Source organism: Bradyrhizobium sp. USDA 336 (assembly GCF_044908355.1).
Lineage (GTDB): Bacteria > Pseudomonadota > Alphaproteobacteria > Rhizobiales > Xanthobacteraceae > Bradyrhizobium > Bradyrhizobium yuanmingense.
In genome coordinates, this window is the sequence record NZ_JBIYDC010000002.1 from 7,081,651 (window position 1) to 7,100,326 (window position 18,676).

Genomic DNA, 18,676 nt, shown 5'->3' on the forward strand with positions numbered 1-18,676 from the left:
TCAGGCGGCACTGGCCGAGGGCGGCCGCGCGCCCTTGCGCCACTGGGTGATGGTGCAGCCGAAACGGCCGCGAAACCAGCGCGCCATGGCGCTCTGTGCGGAGAAGCCGAGCTGCACCGCGATGTCGGCCAGCGGCCGGGCGGGATCCTCGATCAGCTGGACCACGAGATCGGCGCGCTGCGCGTCCAGGATGGCCGAGAAGCTGGTGCCCGATGCGGCGAGGCGGCGGTGGATGGTGCGGCGGGTGCAGGCCAGATGCTCGGCGACGCGCTCGACCGTGCAATCGCCGCTGGCGAGCAGGCTCCGCACCACCTCGTCGACCTTCGCCTCCCAGCTTGCCGGCCTGCTCTCGATTGCCTCGATCCGCTTGCGCAAGTAACTCGCGATCAAGGGATGCGCGCTTGGGATCCGGCGCTGCATGTCGTGCGCCGACAACAGGATCGCATCGTCGTCCGCATTGAAGATCACCCGGCAGCCGAAGAAGTCGCGGTAACGCTTGCGGTCGAGCGGGGGCGGGTAGTGCAGATGCACTTCCAGCGGCCGCCAATCGCCTCCGAACAGCGACTGGATGATGCGCTGAACGCTGCCGAGGGCCATGTCGATCGACTGCCGCGGCGCGCGCGGCCGCCGGCCGCGCAAATGCAGCGTGATGGTCACGGTCCGCTCGTCACGCGTGACCTCGAGCCGCATGCCGTCGTGATGGATATGGATGAAGCGCGAAAACGCCTCGATCGCTTCGCCGACGGTCGCCTGTTCGCGCACGATCAGGCCGACCGCGCCGAAATTGGTGAGGCCGCCGCGCTCGGCGAGACGCAGGCCGAAATCCTCTGCACCGGAGGCCTTTGCCGATAGTTCGAGCAGGCGGCGCATGCCGGTGACGGCGATAGGGGTGTTCGGCTGGTCGAGGCAGGCCAGCGGCAGCCTGACCTTGCGCATCATCTGGCTGGGGTCGAGCCCGGCCGACCGGGCGACCTCGGGGTAACAGCTCAAGCCTGCGCTGCGAATGAGGTCGGTCATGCAAACCGTTCCTGTCAGCCATTCCCGCAGATGTCCCGAAATGTAAAGTTTCTGTCCCGATCCGTCAAATCCAGGAACCGGATGGAACATACATAAAGGGAAACCGAAGCACCGGCGTGAATGCCGTGCGCATGACGGCGGGCGCGACGGGGCCCCGGCCGTCTCGGGCCATTTGACCAAGACATTGCTGGATCGGGACTATGCCGGGGAACATGCTTTCCAAGGGCGAGGTATTCGTCATCGACACCGACGCCGCCTCCCGCGAACAACTTTCCGCCGCGCTCGAACAGAGCGCCTATGACGTGATCTGCTTTGCCGATGGTGCCTCTCTGCTCTCGGAAGCCAAGGCGCGGATGCCGGCCTGTGTGCTGCTGGAGATGCCGCCGGATCGCTCCGCTCTCGAGGTGCTCAGGCAGCTTCGCGAGGAGAATTGCCTGGCGCCGGTGCTGGTGACGTCGGCGAATGGCAGCATCGCCATGGCGGTCGACGCCATCAAGAGCGGCGCGACCGACTTCATCGAAAAGCCGTTCCGCACCCACGACATCGTCAACCGGATCGATGCCGCCATCGATCAATTCGCGCAACCCGGGGCGATCCGGCAACGCTGGCTGCCGGGCTGTGAGCCTCTGACCGCGCGCGAAGCCGACGTGCTCGAGCATCTTGCCGCCGGCCTTACCAACAAGGAGATCGCCCGGCGGATGCATCTGAGCGCGCGGACCGTCGAAGGTTACCGCGCCGGCGTTCTGAAGAAGGCCGGCGCCAAGAACGTGACCGATCTGCTCCGGCGCATTTTCGGCCAGGGCTCTTAGGCCCAGGCCTGAAGCCGCCCGGACCACCGAGCGTTCCACACACATGGTGCCGCCGCGGCGGCGCCCCACGGAAGTCTCAATCGAACCGGTTCCTTCCCTGCCGCGTCCAACCACGATGGCGAGGCATCTCATCGCGCGCGTCCGGCTGGCGGCGCGGCGATACCGGCAGGAGGGACTTCATGCGCATCACCGCAAGATATTTGGCAACTACGGGGCTGGTCTTGGTGACCACGGCGCTCGCATCGCCGTCATGGGCGGCCAACGTGGACGCCAGTTCGACGATCGATACGGTCACCGTCTATCCCGATGGCGCCACCGTCACCCGCGTCATTTCGCTGGATCTCGCCTCCGGCGACTCGACGCTGGTGGCCAAGGATTTTCCGCTCTCGCTCGACCCGTCTTCCCTCCGCGTCGAAGGCGAGGCGGGCGCCAAGCTCACCATCGGCACGATCGATGCACGCCCGCCGAAGGCCGCGCCGCCGGTCAACCTGCCCGAGCTCGACAAGCGCATCGAAGCGCTGAGGGATCAACGGGCCGATCTGCAGGGCGCGATCGATTCCGCCAATGCCCGGCGCAAGTTTGCGCAGCGTTTTGCTGAAGCTTCGCCGGCCGGCCTCGGCGAGAAGGGCGAGGCACGTCCGATCGCCGAATGGCGCACGGCCTTTGCGGCTGTCGCCGAGGAGGTCGCGACTGCGGACACCGCCATTCGTGAAGCCACCCGAAAACAGCGCGAGCTTGACCGCCAGATCGCGGAATTGGAAGCCGAGCGCTCGGCCAAGCCGCCGAGCAAGCTGGAAGTGCGGATCGACGTCGCCTCGGCCGCCGCGACCAAGGCGACGCTGCGCGTGACCTATACCGTGCGCAACGCGCGCTGGGTGCCGCTCTACGACGCCCGGCTCGACACCGGCGCCAAGGACCGCAAGCCGCAGCTCGAGCTGGTTCGTCGCGCCGAGGTGACGCAGGCCACCGGCGAGGACTGGTCGAACGTGACGCTCGGCGTCTCCACGGTCCGCATCAGCCGCGGCGGCAGTGCCCCTGAGTTGAACTCGCTGGTAGCGCAGTATCCGCAAGTGCCGAAGCCGCCGGCGCTCGGCACGACTTCGGATCTGGCCCGCCCCGCGCCAACCGTCCGCCAGCGTTCGGCGCAGTACGAGCCCATGTCCAAGGTCGCAGAAACGACCGAGCGGACCGACGAGCAACAGGCCGTCGCCGAGATGGGCGACTTCCAGGCCACCTTCAAAATTCCGGGCCGTGTCAGCCTCGGCGCGGCCGAAGGCGCCAAGAGTCTCCGCATCGCTTCCGTCAATGTTCCCGCCGACCTCGCGGTGCGCGCCGCGCCGGTGCTGGATCCGACCGCGTTTCTCGAAGCCAGCTTCAAGCAGGCGGACGACGCCATTCTGCTGCCCGGCAAGGTCGCGATCTACCGCGGCGGCGTCTACGTCGGCCGCGGCAACATCACCGCGTCCGCCAAGGACGACATCGTGCGGCTCGGCTTCGGCGCCGACGACAAGGTGAAAATCGAGCGCGCCGTGCTCAAGCGCAACGAAGGTTCGGCCGGCTTGCTCCTGACGACGTCGAAGACCGACGAGCGCGCGTTCAAGACCACGATCCGCAACGGCCACGACTTCCCGATCAAGGTCTCCATCGAAGACCAGCTGCCGGTCAGCGAGAACGAGGACATCGTCGTCGAGATGCTGCCCTCGAGCACCCAGCCCACCGCAAGCAACATCCGCGACAAGCGCGGGGTGCTGCAATGGTCGTTCGACGCCAAGCCCGGCGAGGTCCGCGACATCAACTTCGCCTGGCGCGTCCGCTGGCCGAAGGACAGGAGCATGGTGATCGTGCCGGCGGGCTGATTTCCTGCACAGGTGGCGCAGCTTCACCTCGCCCCGCTTGCGGGGAGAGGTCGGATTGCATCGAAGATGCAATCCGGGTGAGGGGGTACAGGTCTCTCGACCATCTCGCGTGTGGAGAGAGGCCCCTCACCCCAACCCTCTCCCCGTAAGAACGGGGCGAGGGAGCGCACCTTCACCGTGGCGGCAGTTCAGCTTGCCCCGCAGCCCGCATCGACTGCGGCAGCACATAAGGCACGCCGTCAACCTGATTCACGTCCGCGTCGATCTCGAAGACGTCCCGGATCCTCTCCCGCGTGACGATATCGGCGCGCGGGCCGTCTGCAGCGAGCCTGCCGCCGGCCAGCACGACCAGCCGGTCGGCAAAGCGGATCGCGAGGTTGAGATCGTGCAGGATCGCGATCACGGCGGTGCCGGCTGCCGCGCGGCGGCGGGCCGCCTCGACGAGGTCGATCTGGTGGCGCAGATCGAGGCTCGAGGTCGGTTCGTCCAGTAGCAAGAGCCCAGGGCCGTGCTTGGCTTCGCCGCAGGCGAGCTGCACCAGCACGCGGGCGAAATGGGCGCGCTGCTGCTCGCCGCCTGACAGCGTCGGCAATTGCCGTTCGCGGAAATGAGAAAGCCCGACCTCGTCCAGCGCGGCGTCGACGAGCGGGCCGGCCTCGCGCAAGCTGCGCTCGCCCGCGCCCATCAGCACGATCTCCTCGACGGTGAAGGGGAAGGTGACGTTGATGTGCTGAGACAGCATCGCGCGGCGCGCGGCGAGCTCGCGCGGCGCGAAGCTGCCGATGTCGCGCTGCTTGAGCCGTACCTCTCCGGCGCTCGGGCGGAGATCGCCGGAGAGCAGCCGCAGCAGCGTCGACTTGCCGGCGCCGTTCGGGCCGATGATGGCGATCATCTCGCCGGCCGCAACCGTTAGGCTGACGCCGTCAAGCAATGTCGCGCGGCCGGCGCGCTTGCCTAAGTGTCGTGCTTCGAGCACTGCGGTCATAGCGCGGCGAGCCCGCGCTGCCGCAGCAGGATGAAGAGAAAGACGGGTGCGCCGACGGCCGCCGTCAGGATGCCGATCGGCATCTCCGCGGGCGCCACGATGGTGCGCGCCAGCGTGTCGGCCCCGACCATCAGGATCGCGCCTGACAGCACCGAGGCCGGCAGCAGCAGGCGATGCGCCGGGCCGATCACGAGACGGAGCAGATGCGGCACGACGATGCCGACGAAGCCGATCACGCCGCTGATCGACACAGCGACGCCGGTCATGGCCGAGACCATCACGATCGAGATCCGCTTCAGGCGCTCGACGTCGACGCCGCCGTGAAAGGCGTCGGCCTCGCCGAGCACCAGCAGGTCGAGGCCGCGCGCGATGAAGACGCAGCCTGCGAGTCCGGCAATGAGCACCGGCGCGAGCACGGCGGCCTTGGTCCAGGTCGCGCCGCTCATCGAGCCCAGCATCCAGAACGTGATGTCGCGCAGCTGACGGTCGTCGGCGATGAATACCAGGAGGCCGATGCCCGCATTGGCGATCGCGGTGATGGCGACGCCGGCGAGCAGAAAGATCGCGATCGAGGTGCGTCCCGAGCGGCTGGAGATGCCGTAGAGGATTGTGGTGGTCGCCAGCGAACCTGCGAAGGCGGCGAGCGGCAACAGCTCGGTCTGGAGAAAGCGCAGCGCCTCGCCGAAGCGGGAATCGGTGAAGACGATCGCGCTCGCGGCTGCGAGCGCGCCGCCACTGGAGACGCCGACCAGGGCGGGATCGGCGAGCGGGTTGCGAAACAGCCCCTGCATGATCGCGCCGGCCGCGGCAAGCAGCCCGCCGATCATCGCCGCCGCCGCGATCCGGGGAATGCGGATCGACCACAGCACGAGCTGGTCGCGGGCCGTCATGGTCGTGCTTTCGCCGGCCAAGCCCAGCGCGGCTGGCAGCCGGGAGAGCGGGATGCCGGCGGCACCGACCGTCAGGGCACCGATCGCGGTGACCACCAGCACCACGAGCAGGAGGGGGATCGCGAACGATGCGGACCGCCGCCCCGCGCCGTGTCGCGGGCGTCGTGCTTCGATCCCGGCGGCCACGCTCATTGCCGGCAATTCGCCGTCGACAGCGCTGACGCGAACGCGCCGCCCTCGGCCAAGGCCGGATAGAGCTTGACCGAGAGATCGCGCGCCGCTGCCGCGGTGCGCGGCCCGAAGCCAAGCAGATAAAGCCCATCCATGGTGATGAAGCTCTTGTTGGCCGCGACCGGCGTCAGCGCAAAGGCGGGATGCGTGTAGACTGCATCGGCCTGCAGCGAATCCTTGCCGCGCTCGATCGACAGCACGACATCGGGCTTTGCGGCCACGATCGCCTCGTCGCTGATGACCTTGTAGCCGTCGTAATCCTCGACCGCGTTGGCCGCGCCCGCGAGCTGGATGATTTCATCCGCCGCGGTCTTGTGGCCCGCCACCATCGCCCGCCCGTTCTGGAGCGACATCACGAACATCACCCGCACCGGCTTCGTTACCTTGGCGCGCAGGGCACGGAGCTGTGCAAGATCGGCGCCGACCGCGGCGCTGAGACATTCGGCACGCGCATCGACGCCCATGGCATGGCCGACCAGCTTGATCTTCTCGATCAGGCCTTCCTCGGAAAAGGTCTCGGGCACCAGCACCAGCGGCACCTTCGCCGTCTCCAGGATGTCCATGGTATCGCGCGGGCCCGAGCCCTGGATCGCCAGGATCAGCGTCGGGTTGAGACCGAGCACGCCTTCGGCCGAGATCTGGCGCACATAGCCGACATTCGGCTTGTCTTGCAGTGCCGCCGCCGGATAGAGGCTCGTTGTGTCGACGCCGACCAGCCGGCTTTCCAATCCCAGCGCATAGAGGATCTCGGTGATGGCGCCGCCGATCGACACCGTGCGGGCAAAATCGGTAACAGTGACGTCGCGATTGCGCGCGTCATGCACGGTGATGCCCGCGGCGTGCGCAGCAGACGCGAACGCGAGTCCGCCGGAGAGCAGGAGACGGGCGAGGGTGCGGCAACATGTCATTGCAGTTACTTCGTCAGGATCAGCTTGTTCTGCGAGGTCAGGCGGAGACGATAGCTGTCCTCGCCATGCGCAATGATGATCTCGCGCTCGGCGGCAAACAGCTCGCGGCTGTCGATGCGGCTGCCGCGCATGGTGAGAGTTCGCGTTGCTGCAGAAGGGCTTTGTGCCGGTCCTGCCGCGCTGCCGCTGTTGTCTCCTGATGTTGCTGACATTGTCGGTGTGATGCGCTTTCGAAAGCTGGAGTACCGCCCGTTTGTACAGGTGGCGCCAAGCGCATTCCAACCGTCGCAGTTTACAATCGATATAAACTGTAACCCGATGTCATTGACCGTCAGAGTGTTGCCACGTAACCATTTCCGACAGCGGGGAACTCGCCCGCCTCTTGAGACAATCAGCCAGCCAGTCGCTCGCGTTGCGAGCGCGCGCCAGCCAGACGACATCAAAAACTAAAGTGAAGTGCAGGCTGGGGCTGATATGGCTGACGGGGCTAGGTATTCGCGCGCCCTGATTTTGGGCGCGTCGGTGGTTTCAATTGCGGCAATGACGGCGGAGGGCAGTCTCGCGCAGACCGCATCGCCGCAGAGTGAAAACGCGTCGTCGGAAAAGCCAAAGCAGGCCAAGCGCAAGCAGGCGCCCCAAGTTGCGCAGCGGGCCGCGCCCGAGGTGATGAACGCCCCGCGCGCAGGCGGGCGGCGCCTCGCCGGTTCAAGTGCTCGACACCATCACGGTTGCGGCGACCAAGACGGAAGAGCGAGCCGTCGACGCACTTGCGCCGGTCAGTGTCGTGACGTCCGAGCAGATCGAAGCCCGTCAGGCCAGCACCGTCGGCGATCTTATCTACAACGTTCCCGGCGTATGGGTTCAGAACCGCGGCGACGAGCCGTCGACCTCGATCAATATCCGCGGCCTTCAGGATTTCGGCCGTGTTGCCGTCGTGGTCGACGGCGCGCGGCAGAACTACCAGCGCACCGGTCATTTCGCCAATGGTTCGTTCTTCCTCAATCCGGAACTGATCAGCGGCATCGACATCGTGCGCGGCCCGACCGCGAACATCTACGGCTCCGGGGCGATCGGCGGCGTGGCCTCGTTCCGCACCAAGGACATCGAGGACGTTGTCCGCGTGGGAGAGCGCTGGGGCCTCGACGTGAAAACCATCCTCGGCAGCAATTATGGACGTGCGCTCGGCTCGGCCTTCGGCGGCGTGCATGTCAATCCGAATGTCGACGTGTTCGCAGGCGGCACCTATTCGACGCAGGAGAGCTACAAGGACGGTACCGGCTACGAAGTCGCAAACACCGGCAACCGTCTGAGCAGCGGCATCGCCAAGCTGACGGTGCGGCCGGCGGACGGTCACGAGGTCAAGCTCGGCGCCATCTTCCAGGAAGACATCTACAGCCTTGGCCAGCCGCCGCGACGCGCGGGCGATCCCAATTCGACCAATGCGAACGGCACGAACAATCTGAACGGCACGTCGATCTACGCCTCCAACGTGAAGAATTACACCACGACGCTCGGCTGGAAATACTCGCAGCCGGATGATCAATGGTTCGACTGGGATGCGAAGATCTACTGGAATCGCACCGAGAACGATCAGGTCAAGACGAGACATACCAGCACGACCCCGTCCGTTTATTGCGGCGGCGTGCCGGGCAATGCCGTTTCGGGGTGCATCGGGAGCAACCGCGGCTATCTGCTCGATACAATCGGTGTCGACGTGCACAATACGACGCGGTTCGACACTGGAAGCTGGCGTCACGCGGTGACATACGGCCTGGACGCCTTTCAGGACAAAGTATCTACGCAGGATAGGACGGGTACCGCCGAAGTGACGACGCCCGGCGGCCAGCGCACGGTGTCTGGCGGCTTCGTGCAGTGGCGGGCGAACTACACTTCGATGCTCGAGGTGATCGGTGCGCTCCGTTACGACAATTATCAGCTTTCCTCGGCGTCCTCGTCGTCGGGCGGCGATCGCCTCTCGCCGAAGATCACGGTTGCTCTCGTTCCGACCGCGGTCGTGACCCCCTATGCCAGCTACGCGGAAGGCTACCGGGCGCCCTCGATCACGGAGACGCTGGTGAGCGGCCCGCATGCCGGCGCGACGGTCAACGACTCGTTCTTCCGCTGTCCGTCGGGCACGCCGGGACCGGGCGCGGATTCGACCTTCTGCTTCGTGCCCAATCCCAACCTGCGCCCCGAGGTCGGCAAGAACAAGGAGATCGGCTTCAACATCAAGAAGAACGATCTGTTCACTGCAGGCGACACGCTGCGCGGCAAGATCAACGTGTTCCGCAATGACATCAGCGACTTCATCGATCAGGTCGCTTACGGAAACCCACTCGTGGTCCCGACCGGGCCGCCACCGGCCCCGTCGATCACGGTGCTGCCGTTCCTGCAGTATCAGAACGTGGCGTCCGCGCTCATTCAGGGCGTCGAGGCCGAGGCGATGTATGACGCGAACCTGTGGTTCTTCGGCCTCTCCGGGACCTATCAGAGCGGAAAGAATCTCCAGACCGGCTTCGGCCTCTACAGCATTCCGCCGCAGAAGATCACGACGACGGCCGGCGTGCGTCTGCTCGACCGCACCCTCATCCTTTCGATGATGTGGACGTCGGCAATCGCCAACTACGACATCCCCAGGACCTACACGCCGGCGACCTCGTACGATCTCGTCAATCTCTACGCGCAGTATCACCCGACGCCGGATCTCACGCTCAACTTCTCCGTCGAGAACCTCTTCAACCGCTACTATCGCCCGTACGCCATTCCGGTCGGCAGCACGGGCGACACGCAAAACGACGTGAAGTGGGCGAGCGCCGGCGCCGGGCTCGTGATCAAGGGTGGTCTCAAGTACCACTTTGGCGGCACCTGAGGGAGACACCGGAGGTTCTGCCTTGCTGATCTCGAAAGCCACGCTGATGCGTCAGCGTGGCTTTCGGTCCGTTCTGAAATATCCGATCGGCAATCGCCGATTTACAAGTCACAGGAGAAAAGTCGAATGTTCATCGCCATGAATCGCTTCCAGGTAAAGCCCGGCTCGGAAGCCGCGTTCGAAACCGTCTGGCGGACCCGCGAGTCTTATCTCGGCAGCATGGCGGGCTTCGTCGAATTCCATCTGCTCAAGGGGCCGGTCGCCGAGGACCACACGCTGTACTCCTCGCATACCGTGTGGGTCGACAAGGCGGCTTTCGAGGCCTGGACGCGCTCGGAGGAATTCCGCCGCGCTCATGCGCGCGCCGACAACAAGACCGGCGAGAGCCTCTATCTCGGTCACCCCAAGTTCGAAGGCTTCGAGGTCATCATGACCGAGCGCAAGGCGAGCGCGGCGGCCTGATCGCGGCCGATGACGAAAGGAAGCCGGACATGCTGAGCACCGATCTCGCCGATCTCAAGGCCTACATGGCCGAAAATTCCGGCGCGGTGATCGAGGACGTCGCGCGCGAGCGCAGCGTCACGCCGCGCGCGGTGATCGAGGCGTTGCCGCCGTCAATGGTGCGCATCGGGAGCGGCGAACATTTTGCCGCCGCCATGCAGGACATCGCGGAATGGGGCGAGGTCACGCTGATCGTCCACACGGATGATGCGATCTTCGAGTTCACCGGGACCGTTCCCACGGGGGAGATCGGCCGCGGCTATTTCAACCTGATGCAGCCAAAGGGCCTGCACGGCCATCTCCGCCATGAGCGCTGCGCGGGAATTGCCTTCGTCGAGCGGCCCTTCATGAGCAAGTCCTCGGCCTTCGTCGCTTTCGTGAACGCCGACGGCGGCATCATGTTCAAGGTCTTCGTCGGCCGCGACGAGACGAGGGCGCTACGGGCGGATCAGCTGGCGCGGTTCCGGCAGCTTGCGGACCGGATCGCGCCCGCGCTCTAGCTTGCTTCAACCTGTCGGGAGATCAGGATGCAGAGCAATCCCACGCTTCGCCATGTGATCCTAACAAGCGCGCTGGCGCTCGCGCCGGCACCGGCCTTTGCGATCGACGCGGTGCTGTTGCCGCGCAATCTGTCGCCCTGGGGCATGTTCCTCGGCGCCGACATCGTCGTGAAGATCGTGATGATTGGGCTCGCCGTCGCCTCGCTGGTGACATGGACGGTGTGGCTCGCCAAGACCATCGAGCTGTGCCGCAAGGGCTCGCTTGCTCTCGAGCGGACGCGTGCGCTCGAGGGCAACATGACTCTGGCCGAGGCATCCGCGCGGGCCGGCGACGCGCGCGACGCGGTCGCGCAGCTGATCCAGTCCTGCGCCAGGGAGGCCGAGCTCTCCGGCGGCATTCTCGACGACCGCCTGCAGGAACGCGTCGCGTTACGGCTGGAGCGGGTCGAAGCGGCGATGTCCAGGCAGATCGCGCGCGGCACCGGCGTGCTCGCGACCATCGGCGCCATCGCGCCGTTCGTCGGTCTGTTCGGTACCGTCTGGGGCATCATGAATTCGTTCATCGGCATCTCCGAGAGCCATACCACCAGCCTTGCGGTGGTCGCGCCCGGCATTGCAGAGGCACTGCTAGCGACGGCGCTCGGTCTCGTCGCCGCGATCCCGGCGGTCGTGATCTACAATCATCTCGTCCGTGGCATCGCCAATTACCGCGCTTTGCTCGGCGACGCCTCGGCGCAGCTGATGCTGCTGGCGAGCCGCCAGCGCGACCACGGCCATTTCCGTCTGGCCCGGGCGGCGGAGTAGGCCATGGCCGCCAGGCTCGGGACATCGAAGCTCGGCTCGCGCGGCGAGGCGAGCGAACTCGAGGTCACCCACGAGATCAACGTCACCCCGTTCATCGACGTCATGCTGGTGCTGCTGATCATCTTCATGGTGGCGGCGCCGCTTGCCACGGTCGACATCGGCGTCGATCTGCCGGCAACGGCGGCCGAGCCGGCACCGCGGCCCGACAAGCCGGTCTTCGTCACCGTCAAGCCGGACCTTTCGATCGCTGTGGGCGAGGATATCGTCGCTCGCGACGCGCTTAGCACCTCGCTCGTCGCCGCCACCAAGGGCCGCAAGGACGAGCGCATCTATCTGCGCGCCGACAAGGCCGTGTCCTATGGCGACCTGATGGAGGTGATGAACACCTTGCGCAACGCCGGCTATCTCAAGGTCGCCCTCGTCGGGCTCGACGGACGCAGCTGATGGCCGCGAACGCCTTTGCCTTGCATCAGCCGCTTGACGAGCGGGAGGGCGCGCCCTGGGGCGCCTCGGCGACGATGATCGTGGCGTTGCATCTCGGCGCCGCGCTGCTTGCGATGAACTTGCTGAAGCAGGTGCCGGACGAGGGCGTCAACCTGCCGGCCATCCTGATCGACATGACGCCGGAGACGTCGGCACCGCGGTCGATGCCGCTGGACATCGCGCCGGGACCGACGATGCAGCAGGCGGATGCGTCACCGCCCGAGCCGGTGCAGCAGCAGGCTGTCGAGGAAATGATCCCGCCGACACCGCCGCAGGAGCAGCCGGATGTGGTGGCTCCACCGGAACAGAAGCTCGAGCCGAGCCCGCCGAAGCCCGAGCCTGCGAAAGTTCCGCCCGTGGAGAAGCCGGCTCCGGCGAAGCCCAGGGTGGTCCGTCCCGAGGCCCGGAAGCCGTCGGATGCGCTTCCGATGCCGCGCACCAGTGCACCGCCGCGTGCGGAGCGAGAAGCCCCGCTTGCATCCGCCGTGAATGCGGGGTCAGTGGCCTCGATGATCGCGACATACAACCAGCGTGTCCGCGCGCATCTCATGCGGTTCCACCAGTATCCGAAGAGCGCCAACGGGCAAAAGGGTGTGGTGACGCTGAATCTTACTCTCGGTCGCGGTGGTCAAGTCTTGTCCAGTCGCGTGGGCGGCTCATCGGGTGTCGCAGTGCTCGATGCTCAGGCCATGGCCATGGTGCGCCAGGCCCAGCCATTTCCGCCGGTGCCGCCCGAGATCACTTATGGTACCATGCTCATCAAGGTCGGGGTGAAGTTCGGGGATCGGTGATTGAGCACGGCTTCCTCTCCCGCGAAAAGCGGAAGAGGAAGGCAGGATGCAGTGCCTACTTCGCCTTCAGGAAATCCGCGACCTCGAGCAGCACGAACTCGTTGTCGTCGGCCTTGTTGGGATCGCGGCTGGAGGAGAACGGCAGGTTGTTGTCGTTGCCGACGATGATGTGGGTGTCGTCGACGCGATCGACGTTCTCGATGGTGAAGAACGGGAAAGTGTAGACGCCGTCGTTGAGCGGCTTCTTCGCCTTCTTGTCGGGATCCCTGATCTTCATCAGGTCGATATAGCCGATCTTGCGCACGGGCTTGCCGACATTGGCGTCCGTCAGCTCGATCTTGTAGACGCGCTTGAACTTGGCGAGGTCGGGGAAGCAGTTCTCGCCGCGCTGGCCCTGCGGGCAGGCCTTGTCGGCGGTGCCTTCGCCATTGTCGCGCTCGATGACGAGGCCGGAGGCCTGGTCGATCATGTTGAAGTCGCCGATGGCGTTGCCGTTCTGCTCGAACACATAGTGCCAGTAGCGGCCGGTGAATTTCTCCGCAGCGACGTCGAATTCGAGGATGCGCGAGGCCTCCTTGCCGTCGACCTTCTCCCAGTCCTTCTTGTCGGCATCCCACAGCGGTCCCTCGAGCAGGCCGTAGAGGAACTTGCCGTCCTTCGACGCGGCGAAGCCCTCATAGCCCCGGGAGCGGCGGAGATTGACATTGGTGTAGGTCGCGCCCGGCGCGGCCGGCGTCCCCACCGCCCAATTGTCGGGCGAGCACACCGGCTTGCCGTCGGCGACCGTATCGAACACGCCGAGGATTTTGCCTGACTTGTCCGCCTTCAGGACGTAGGGGCCGAACTCGTCGCCGATCCAGAAGGTGTCGCCGACGATCTGGAAACCTTCGGTGTCGAAATCGGAGCCGGTGAGATAGCGCTTCTGGGTGTCCTCATGCACGATGCGGAAGGGGACGCGTCTGTCGGGGTCGTGCAGGAAAATGGTCTCCAGCCGCTCCATCTTGCCGCTGGCCCAGTCCATCTTGTAGCGGTTGAGGTACAGCATCGAATCCGGCGAGTTGGCGCGCGCGCCCATGCCGTTGTCGGTGAGGACCCAGAACGTGCCGTCGGGCAGGGTCTTGATGCCGGAATGGCCCTGCAGCGGCTGGCCCTTGAACGGCAGCGACACGCCGGTCGGACGCTCGAAGGACTTACCCATCACGGTGCCGAGCGCGTCGACCCGCTTGCCGGTGGTATATTTGCCCGCCGCCTTGAGATCGGCGGGGGCATCAGCCGGCGCCTCGATGAAGGTTTCGGCCGGCATCACCGCGTGGCCGGCGAGCTTGGCGGGAAATTCGCCCTCGCTCTGCGCGAGCGCTGTGCTCGCAGTGAGCATGATCGTGGCGACGGTGCAAAGAAAAGTCGCGCGCATGTGCGTCTCCTGTTGGCGGACGCAACGCTTATGCGGATCGCATGTTGCAGTATTGTGAAGCCGGGCCAAAGGCCGCAGCGCTCTTCGCCTCTCCCCGCCTGCAGACCGTGAGAACGGGGAGAGGGGGACGAGAGAGCGGGGCTACTCCTTCACCGCACCCGTCAGCGAAGAGACGTAGTAATCCACGAACAGCGAGTAGAAGATCGCGACCGGGAGCGAGCCGAGCAGCGATCCCGCCATCAGCGCACCCCATTGATAGACGTCGCCGGTGACGAGCTCGGTCAGGATCGCGACCGGCACGGTCTTGTTGGCGCCGCTCTGGATGAAGGCCAGCGCGTAGATGAACTCGTTCCAGGACAGCGTGAAGGAGAAGATGCCGGCCGAGATCAGGCCGGGCACTGCGAGCGGCAGCGTGATCCGGCGCAGGATCTGCAGCCGCGTGGCGCCGTCGACCAGCGCGCATTCCTCGAGCTCGTAAGGAATCGACTTGAAATAGCCGATCAGGAGCCAGGTGCAGAACGGAACCAGGAAGGTCGGATAGACCAGGATCAGGGCCAGCGGCGAGTCGAACAGGCCGAATTGCACGACGACTGTCGCGAGCGGAATGAACAGGATCGACGGCGGCACCAGATAGGCGAGATAGATGCCGAGGCCGACATAGGGACTGCCGCGGAAGCGCAGGCGCTCGATCGCGTAGGCCGCCAGCGTGCTCGCGATCAGCGACAGCGTGGTCGAGCCGATCGCGACCAGCATCGTCGTCTTCAGCCATTGCGGATAGGCGGTGTTGAACAACAGATGCTTGATGTGCGCCAGGGTCGGCGAGGAGATCCAGAACGGGTTGTTGTCCCGGTAGTTCATCAGCTCCGCGTTCGGCTTGAACGAGGTGATCGCCATCCAATAGAACGGAAACAGCAGGATCAGAACGAAGCAGCCGAGCGGCAGATAGATCATCATCAGCCGCCGCAGCCCGGAATCCCAGGCCATGGTGTCGGGCGGTGCTTTTGCGTCCGCGACGGTCGATTGCGCGACGGTTTCAGTCATTGGCCTCTCCCTGCTGCCATTTGCGGCGTGCCAGGCCGAAATAGGAGAACAGCGTCGCGAACACCAGGAACGGGATCATCGACACTGCGATCGCCGCGCCTTCGCCGAGCTCGCCGCCGGCGATGCCGCGCTGGAACGCCAGCGTCGCCAAGAGGTGGGTCGAGTTCACCGGACCGCCGCGGGTAATGGCGTAGACCAGCTGGAAGTCAGTGAAGGTGAAGATGATCGAGAACGTCATGACGATGGCGAGGATCGGCAGCATCATCGGGAAGGTGATGTAGCGGAAGCGCTGCCAGGCGCTGGCGCCGTCCAGCATCGCGGCCTCGTAGAGCGAGGGCGAGATGGTCTGCAAGCCCGCCAGCAGCGAGATCGCGACGAAGGGAATGCCGCGCCAGATGTTGGCGGCGATCAGCGAGAACCGCGCCGGCCAGGGCGAGCCGAGGAAGTCGATATTGCTGTCCCGCCAATGCAGCACGTCGACCAGGAGGTAGGAGATGATCGAGAACTGCGGATCGTAGATCCACCAGAATGCCAGCGCCGACAGCACGGTCGGCACGATCCAGGGCAGCAGCACGATGGCGCGCAGCAGGCTCTTGAACGGGAAATGGTTGTTGAGCAGCAGGGCGAGCCAGAAGCCGAGCGCGAATTTTCCGAAGGTCGCCACGGCCGTGTAGAACACGCTGTAGAACACCGCGTTCCACCACAAGGGGTCCGTGAGCAGGTACTGGAAATTCTCGATCCCGACATAGATGCCGCGGCGGCCGATCGTGGTGTCGGTGAAGGCGAGCCAGACGCCGAGGCCGAGCGGGTAGGTCAGGAATACCGTGAGCAGCCCGAGCGCGGGCGCGAGGCACATCACGATCAGGAACGGCTTGTAGTCGAACAGGCGCACGATCCAGTTCGGCTGCCGTTGCGCCAGTGCGTGGGAGGAAAGGGTGGTCACGGACATTAGTGTGTTGTCCTGTTCTAGGCTTTCACGTCGTCATTGCGAGGGAGCGAAGCGACGAAGCAATCCAGACTGTATCTGCGGAGAGTCTCTGGATTGCTTCGCTTCGCTCGCAATGACGGTCTCTACCGCTGTCGCCGGAAGTAGCGTTTGCAGCGTTGCTCGGCTTCCGCAGCTGCGGCTTCCGGCGTGGCGGCGCCGGTGGCGACGGACGCGCACATCTGAATCAGCACGTAATCGGCGCTGACCGCGCCGGTCGCCGTCGAGATCGGCCCCTTGTAGCCGTCATAGTAAGTGCTGTTCATCGTGTTCTTGAACAGGCTCACCTTCGGATCCTGCGACCACACGGCGGCCTCGGCATAGGCGGCCAGCGGCTGGGACCAGTAGCCGGAATTGGCGTTGAGCCACGGCTCGTATTGGTCCTTCTCCAGCATGTACTGCAGGAAGGCCTTGGCGGCATTGGGGTACGGGCTGTGCTTGAACACCATGGCATTCAATGTCAGGCCCGCCATCGGCGAGACCTTGGCGAGGCCCTTGGGCAGCAGCTGATGCTCGCTGTCCTCGGCGATGGCCTTGGTGGCCGGGTCGTTCTTCAGCGAGAAGTACAGTGAGACGCCGTTGGCGGTCAGCGCGATCTCCTGCGAGGAATAGGCCCGGTTGTTGCTGACGTCATTCCAGGACGGCGTGCCGGCGATGAAGGTCGGATACAGCTCCTTGACCCAGTTGAGCGCGGCGATCGTCTCCTTGCTGTTGACGGTGACGTTGCCCTCCTCGTCGAGCAGCGAGGCGTTGTGCGACCACAGCGCCCAGTTGGCGAAGCCGTTGCCGTCGCCCTTGGCGTTGCCGAGCGCGAAGCCGGCCGGCTTGCCGGCCTTTTGCAGCTTGCGGCAGAGGTCGAGCACGCCGGCATGATCTTCCGGAACCTTGTCGAAGCCGACCGATTGCAGGACCGACTTGCGGTAGATCAGGGGACCTGCGGTGGCGCCGAACGGCAGTCCGATCCAGGACTCGCTCTTGTTCTTCTTGCCGTAGCGTTGCGCCAGCGGCAGCCAGCCGCCGTACTTCTTGCCGAGATAGTCGGCGACGTCGGTGAGCTCGATCAGCTTGTCGATGTAGATGTGAGGCGCGTCGGAGAAGCCGATGATGATATCGGGGCCGGCGCCGGAATTCGAGGTCACCGCGGTCTGCTGGTTGATGTCCTCCCAGCCGACGAAGTCGACCTTGACCTCGACCCCGGTGTCCTTGGTGAACTTTGCCGCATTGGCGCGGAACACGTCCTCGTCCGCCTGGACGAAGCGCACCGGGCGCAGCATGCGCAAGGACGCGCCCTTTTCGATCTCGCGCTTGGGTGCCGGGACGTCGGCAGCCTTGATGTTGGATGTTTGCGCTGCAGCACCGGTGGCCGCGAGCGTTGCAGCGGACAGGCCCAGCGCCAAGGCATCACGACGTGTGATGTCGTTCCTCATCAGTACCTCCCTATGATGTCTCCCTTCCCGGCGTTGATCGCCGGTGAAGGGCCGTTTCGGTCGTGGGCGCTTGCTGCGCCGCCCGTCTAGCTGTTCGGCCCGCGGTCCATGCTGACGGGCTGCCAGCGGCGGAGCGCGGTGTTCTGCAGCACCGACGGATTGACGCAGCTTACCGGCCACATGCCCTGGAGCACCAGTGACAATTCGTAGCCCACCCGGCGCTTGCGCGCCTCGTCGAACCGTGCCGAGGCCGAGGCGACATGGGCGGTCAGGGTCACGTTCTCCAGGCCGAGCAGGGGATTGTTGTGCGAGGGCGGCTCCTTTTCCAGCACGTCGAGGGCGGCGTGCGCGATCCAGCCCTCCTGCAGCGCCTTGATCAGGCTCTCCTCGTCCACGGTGGCACCGCGGCCGGTGTTGATGAAGATCGAGCCCTTCTTCATCTGCCGGAAGTGCTTCTCGGTCAGCATGTGATGCACCTCGGGTCGCGCCGGGGCATGCATCGAGACGAAGTCGGATTGCGACAGCACCTCGTTCAGTGTCGCCGGGATCACGCCGTGCTCGTACATCAGCGTTTCCTGGATGAAGGGGTCGTAGGCCATCATGCGCAGGCCGAAAGGCCCGGCGCGTTTCGCGACCGCACGCGCAACCCGGCCGAACGAGATGAAGCCGAGCGTCTGGCCCATCAGTCTCGGGATCTTCAAAAGCGCCGGCCGGCCCTCGGCCCAGCGGCCATCGCGCACCATGCGGTCCTGCTCGACCAAGCGGCGGAAGCCGGCGAGCAGCAGCATCATGGCGTGGTCGGCGACCTCCTCGATGAAAGTGTCGGGGATGTTGGTGACGGGAATGCCGCGGGCCGTGGCGGCCTTGACGTCGACGCTGTCGACGCCGACCGAGCCGAGCGTGATGACCTTGCAGCTCTCGAGCGCGTCGATGATCGACTTGGTGATCGGGATGCCCTTGGCGTAGATCGCGTCGGCGTTCTTCGCGGCGGCGATGAACCCGGCCTCGTCGGCGGGCGCCTCGATGATCTCGGCATCGATCGGATCGAGCGCCTCGCGCTCATAGGAATAATCGCTGCCGGCGACCGTGAAGCTCGCACCCTTCGGCGTCACCACCCTGTATTTCGGCATTCTCTGCTCCCGATTTGGTTTCTTGTCGTGGTCCGCCT

At 65.3% G+C, this 18,676-nt stretch carries 17 protein-coding genes and 1 pseudogene; 8 read left to right on the forward strand and 10 right to left on the reverse strand.

Annotated elements, in window-relative coordinates; genetic code table 11:
- Positions 1 to 1,017, reverse strand: coding sequence for an AraC family transcriptional regulator (locus ABIA45_RS34185; protein ID WP_404654975.1), 1,017 nt, complete (start codon positions 1,015 to 1,017; stop codon positions 1 to 3).
- A 200-nt stretch (positions 1,018 to 1,217) separates the two neighbouring features.
- Between ABIA45_RS34185 and ABIA45_RS34190 the strand changes: the two genes are divergently transcribed.
- Both ABIA45_RS34190 and ABIA45_RS34195 read left to right on the forward strand, forming a co-directional pair.
- Complete coding sequence (locus tag ABIA45_RS34190) at positions 1,218 to 1,826, forward strand: response regulator transcription factor (protein ID WP_404546084.1); 609 nt, start codon at positions 1,218 to 1,220, stop codon at positions 1,824 to 1,826.
- A 179-nt stretch (positions 1,827 to 2,005) separates the two neighbouring features.
- Positions 2,006 to 3,682, forward strand: coding sequence for a mucoidy inhibitor MuiA family protein (locus ABIA45_RS34195; RefSeq protein ID WP_404546085.1), 1,677 nt, complete (start codon positions 2,006 to 2,008; stop codon positions 3,680 to 3,682).
- Between the two features lie 172 nt (positions 3,683 to 3,854).
- Here the strand turns inward: ABIA45_RS34195 and ABIA45_RS34200 are convergent, their stop codons facing one another.
- Genes ABIA45_RS34200 through ABIA45_RS34215 form a run of 4 tightly spaced genes read right to left on the reverse strand, consistent with a single transcriptional unit; the run spans position 3,855 to position 6,908 of the window.
- Complete coding sequence (locus ABIA45_RS34200; protein ID WP_404546087.1) at positions 3,855 to 4,667, reverse strand: heme ABC transporter ATP-binding protein; 813 nt, start codon at positions 4,665 to 4,667, stop codon at positions 3,855 to 3,857.
- On the reverse strand, positions 4,664 to 5,749 hold the full coding sequence (locus ABIA45_RS34205; protein WP_404546089.1) for a FecCD family ABC transporter permease: 1,086 nt from the start codon (positions 5,747 to 5,749) through the stop codon (positions 4,664 to 4,666). Before ABIA45_RS34205 ends, ABIA45_RS34200 begins: the two co-directional genes overlap by 4 nt.
- The gene (locus ABIA45_RS34210) at positions 5,746 to 6,696 is read right to left on the reverse strand and encodes a hemin ABC transporter substrate-binding protein (RefSeq protein ID WP_404654976.1); all 951 of its coding nucleotides are present in this window, start codon (positions 6,694 to 6,696) and stop codon (positions 5,746 to 5,748) included. The genes ABIA45_RS34205 and ABIA45_RS34210 overlap by 4 nt, the downstream gene beginning before the upstream one ends.
- Before the next feature lie 5 nt (positions 6,697 to 6,701).
- A complete protein-coding gene (locus tag ABIA45_RS34215) occupies positions 6,702 to 6,908 on the reverse strand; it encodes a hemin uptake protein HemP (RefSeq protein ID WP_404546091.1) in 207 nt (68 codons plus the stop codon).
- A gap of 262 nt (positions 6,909 to 7,170) precedes the next feature.
- Between ABIA45_RS34215 and ABIA45_RS34220 the strand changes: the two are divergent.
- From ABIA45_RS34220 to ABIA45_RS34245, 6 genes and pseudogenes are all read left to right on the forward strand, one after another.
- Positions 7,171 to 9,565 (forward strand): annotated as a pseudogene (locus ABIA45_RS34220) (TonB-dependent hemoglobin/transferrin/lactoferrin family receptor).
- A gap of 126 nt (positions 9,566 to 9,691) precedes the next feature.
- Positions 9,692 to 10,027: an antibiotic biosynthesis monooxygenase gene (locus tag ABIA45_RS34225; protein WP_035998838.1), complete on the forward strand. Its 336-nt coding sequence runs from the start codon at positions 9,692 to 9,694 to the stop codon at positions 10,025 to 10,027.
- Positions 10,028 to 10,056: 29 nt separating this feature from the next.
- A complete protein-coding gene (hutX, locus tag ABIA45_RS34230) occupies positions 10,057 to 10,566 on the forward strand; it encodes a heme utilization cystosolic carrier protein HutX (RefSeq protein ID WP_404654978.1) in 510 nt (169 codons plus the stop codon).
- A 27-nt stretch (positions 10,567 to 10,593) separates the two neighbouring features.
- Positions 10,594 to 11,370 carry a tonB-system energizer ExbB gene (gene exbB, locus ABIA45_RS34235; protein ID WP_404654980.1) on the forward strand — a complete coding sequence of 259 codons (777 nt, stop codon included), beginning with the start codon at positions 10,594 to 10,596 and terminating at the stop codon, positions 11,368 to 11,370.
- A gap of 3 nt (positions 11,371 to 11,373) precedes the next feature.
- The gene (gene exbD, locus ABIA45_RS34240; RefSeq protein WP_271543062.1) at positions 11,374 to 11,814 is read left to right on the forward strand and encodes a TonB system transport protein ExbD; all 441 of its coding nucleotides are present in this window, start codon (positions 11,374 to 11,376) and stop codon (positions 11,812 to 11,814) included.
- Positions 11,814 to 12,644 (forward strand): TonB family protein, encoded by an 831-nt coding sequence (locus ABIA45_RS34245; RefSeq protein ID WP_404654982.1) that lies wholly within the window; start codon positions 11,814 to 11,816, stop codon positions 12,642 to 12,644. Before exbD ends, ABIA45_RS34245 begins: the two co-directional genes overlap by 1 nt.
- Positions 12,645 to 12,699: 55 nt before the next feature.
- On the opposite strand, the gene ABIA45_RS34250 is transcribed toward ABIA45_RS34245, so the two are convergent.
- The 5 genes from ABIA45_RS34250 to ABIA45_RS34270 form a co-directional block, all read right to left on the reverse strand.
- Positions 12,700 to 14,055 carry an esterase-like activity of phytase family protein gene (locus tag ABIA45_RS34250; protein ID WP_404654983.1) on the reverse strand — a complete coding sequence of 452 codons (1,356 nt, stop codon included), beginning with the start codon at positions 14,053 to 14,055 and terminating at the stop codon, positions 12,700 to 12,702.
- Positions 14,056 to 14,196: 141 nt separating this feature from the next.
- Positions 14,197 to 15,096 carry a carbohydrate ABC transporter permease gene (locus ABIA45_RS34255; protein ID WP_035998862.1) on the reverse strand — a complete coding sequence of 300 codons (900 nt, stop codon included), beginning with the start codon at positions 15,094 to 15,096 and terminating at the stop codon, positions 14,197 to 14,199.
- Positions 15,089 to 16,045: a carbohydrate ABC transporter permease gene (locus ABIA45_RS34260; RefSeq protein ID WP_035998865.1), complete on the reverse strand. Its 957-nt coding sequence runs from the start codon at positions 16,043 to 16,045 to the stop codon at positions 15,089 to 15,091. The genes ABIA45_RS34255 and ABIA45_RS34260 overlap by 8 nt, the downstream gene beginning before the upstream one ends.
- A 122-nt stretch (positions 16,046 to 16,167) precedes the next feature.
- Positions 16,168 to 17,508, reverse strand: coding sequence for an ABC transporter substrate-binding protein (locus tag ABIA45_RS34265; protein ID WP_404654985.1), 1,341 nt, complete (start codon positions 17,506 to 17,508; stop codon positions 16,168 to 16,170).
- An 86-nt stretch (positions 17,509 to 17,594) separates the two neighbouring features.
- Entirely contained in the window at positions 17,595 to 18,638 is a 1,044-nt protein-coding gene (locus ABIA45_RS34270; protein WP_404654987.1) for a C-terminal binding protein, read from the reverse strand.
- Positions 18,639 to 18,676: the final 38 nt, after the last annotated feature.

Coding starts and splice junctions, on each gene's coding strand:
- ABIA45_RS34185 (WP_404654975.1), bottom strand. CDS start 1,017: ATGACCGACCTCATTCGCAGCGCAGGCTTGAGCTGTTACCCCGAGGTC.
- ABIA45_RS34190 (WP_404546084.1), top strand. CDS start 1,218: ATGCCGGGGAACATGCTTTCCAAGGGCGAGGTATTCGTCATCGACACC.
- ABIA45_RS34195 (WP_404546085.1), top strand. CDS start 2,006: ATGCGCATCACCGCAAGATATTTGGCAACTACGGGGCTGGTCTTGGTG.
- ABIA45_RS34200 (WP_404546087.1), bottom strand. CDS start 4,667: ATGACCGCAGTGCTCGAAGCACGACACTTAGGCAAGCGCGCCGGCCGC.
- ABIA45_RS34205 (WP_404546089.1), bottom strand. CDS start 5,749: ATGAGCGTGGCCGCCGGGATCGAAGCACGACGCCCGCGACACGGCGCG.
- ABIA45_RS34210 (WP_404654976.1), bottom strand. CDS start 6,696: ATGACATGTTGCCGCACCCTCGCCCGTCTCCTGCTCTCCGGCGGACTC.
- ABIA45_RS34215 (WP_404546091.1), bottom strand. CDS start 6,908: ATGTCAGCAACATCAGGAGACAACAGCGGCAGCGCGGCAGGACCGGCA.
- ABIA45_RS34225 (WP_035998838.1), top strand. CDS start 9,692: ATGTTCATCGCCATGAATCGCTTCCAGGTAAAGCCCGGCTCGGAAGCC.
- hutX (WP_404654978.1), top strand. CDS start 10,057: ATGCTGAGCACCGATCTCGCCGATCTCAAGGCCTACATGGCCGAAAAT.
- exbB (WP_404654980.1), top strand. CDS start 10,594: ATGCAGAGCAATCCCACGCTTCGCCATGTGATCCTAACAAGCGCGCTG.
- exbD (WP_271543062.1), top strand. CDS start 11,374: ATGGCCGCCAGGCTCGGGACATCGAAGCTCGGCTCGCGCGGCGAGGCG.
- ABIA45_RS34245 (WP_404654982.1), top strand. CDS start 11,814: ATGGCCGCGAACGCCTTTGCCTTGCATCAGCCGCTTGACGAGCGGGAG.
- ABIA45_RS34250 (WP_404654983.1), bottom strand. CDS start 14,055: ATGCGCGCGACTTTTCTTTGCACCGTCGCCACGATCATGCTCACTGCG.
- ABIA45_RS34255 (WP_035998862.1), bottom strand. CDS start 15,096: ATGACTGAAACCGTCGCGCAATCGACCGTCGCGGACGCAAAAGCACCG.
- ABIA45_RS34260 (WP_035998865.1), bottom strand. CDS start 16,045: ATGTCCGTGACCACCCTTTCCTCCCACGCACTGGCGCAACGGCAGCCG.
- ABIA45_RS34265 (WP_404654985.1), bottom strand. CDS start 17,508: ATGAGGAACGACATCACACGTCGTGATGCCTTGGCGCTGGGCCTGTCC.
- ABIA45_RS34270 (WP_404654987.1), bottom strand. CDS start 18,638: ATGCCGAAATACAGGGTGGTGACGCCGAAGGGTGCGAGCTTCACGGTC.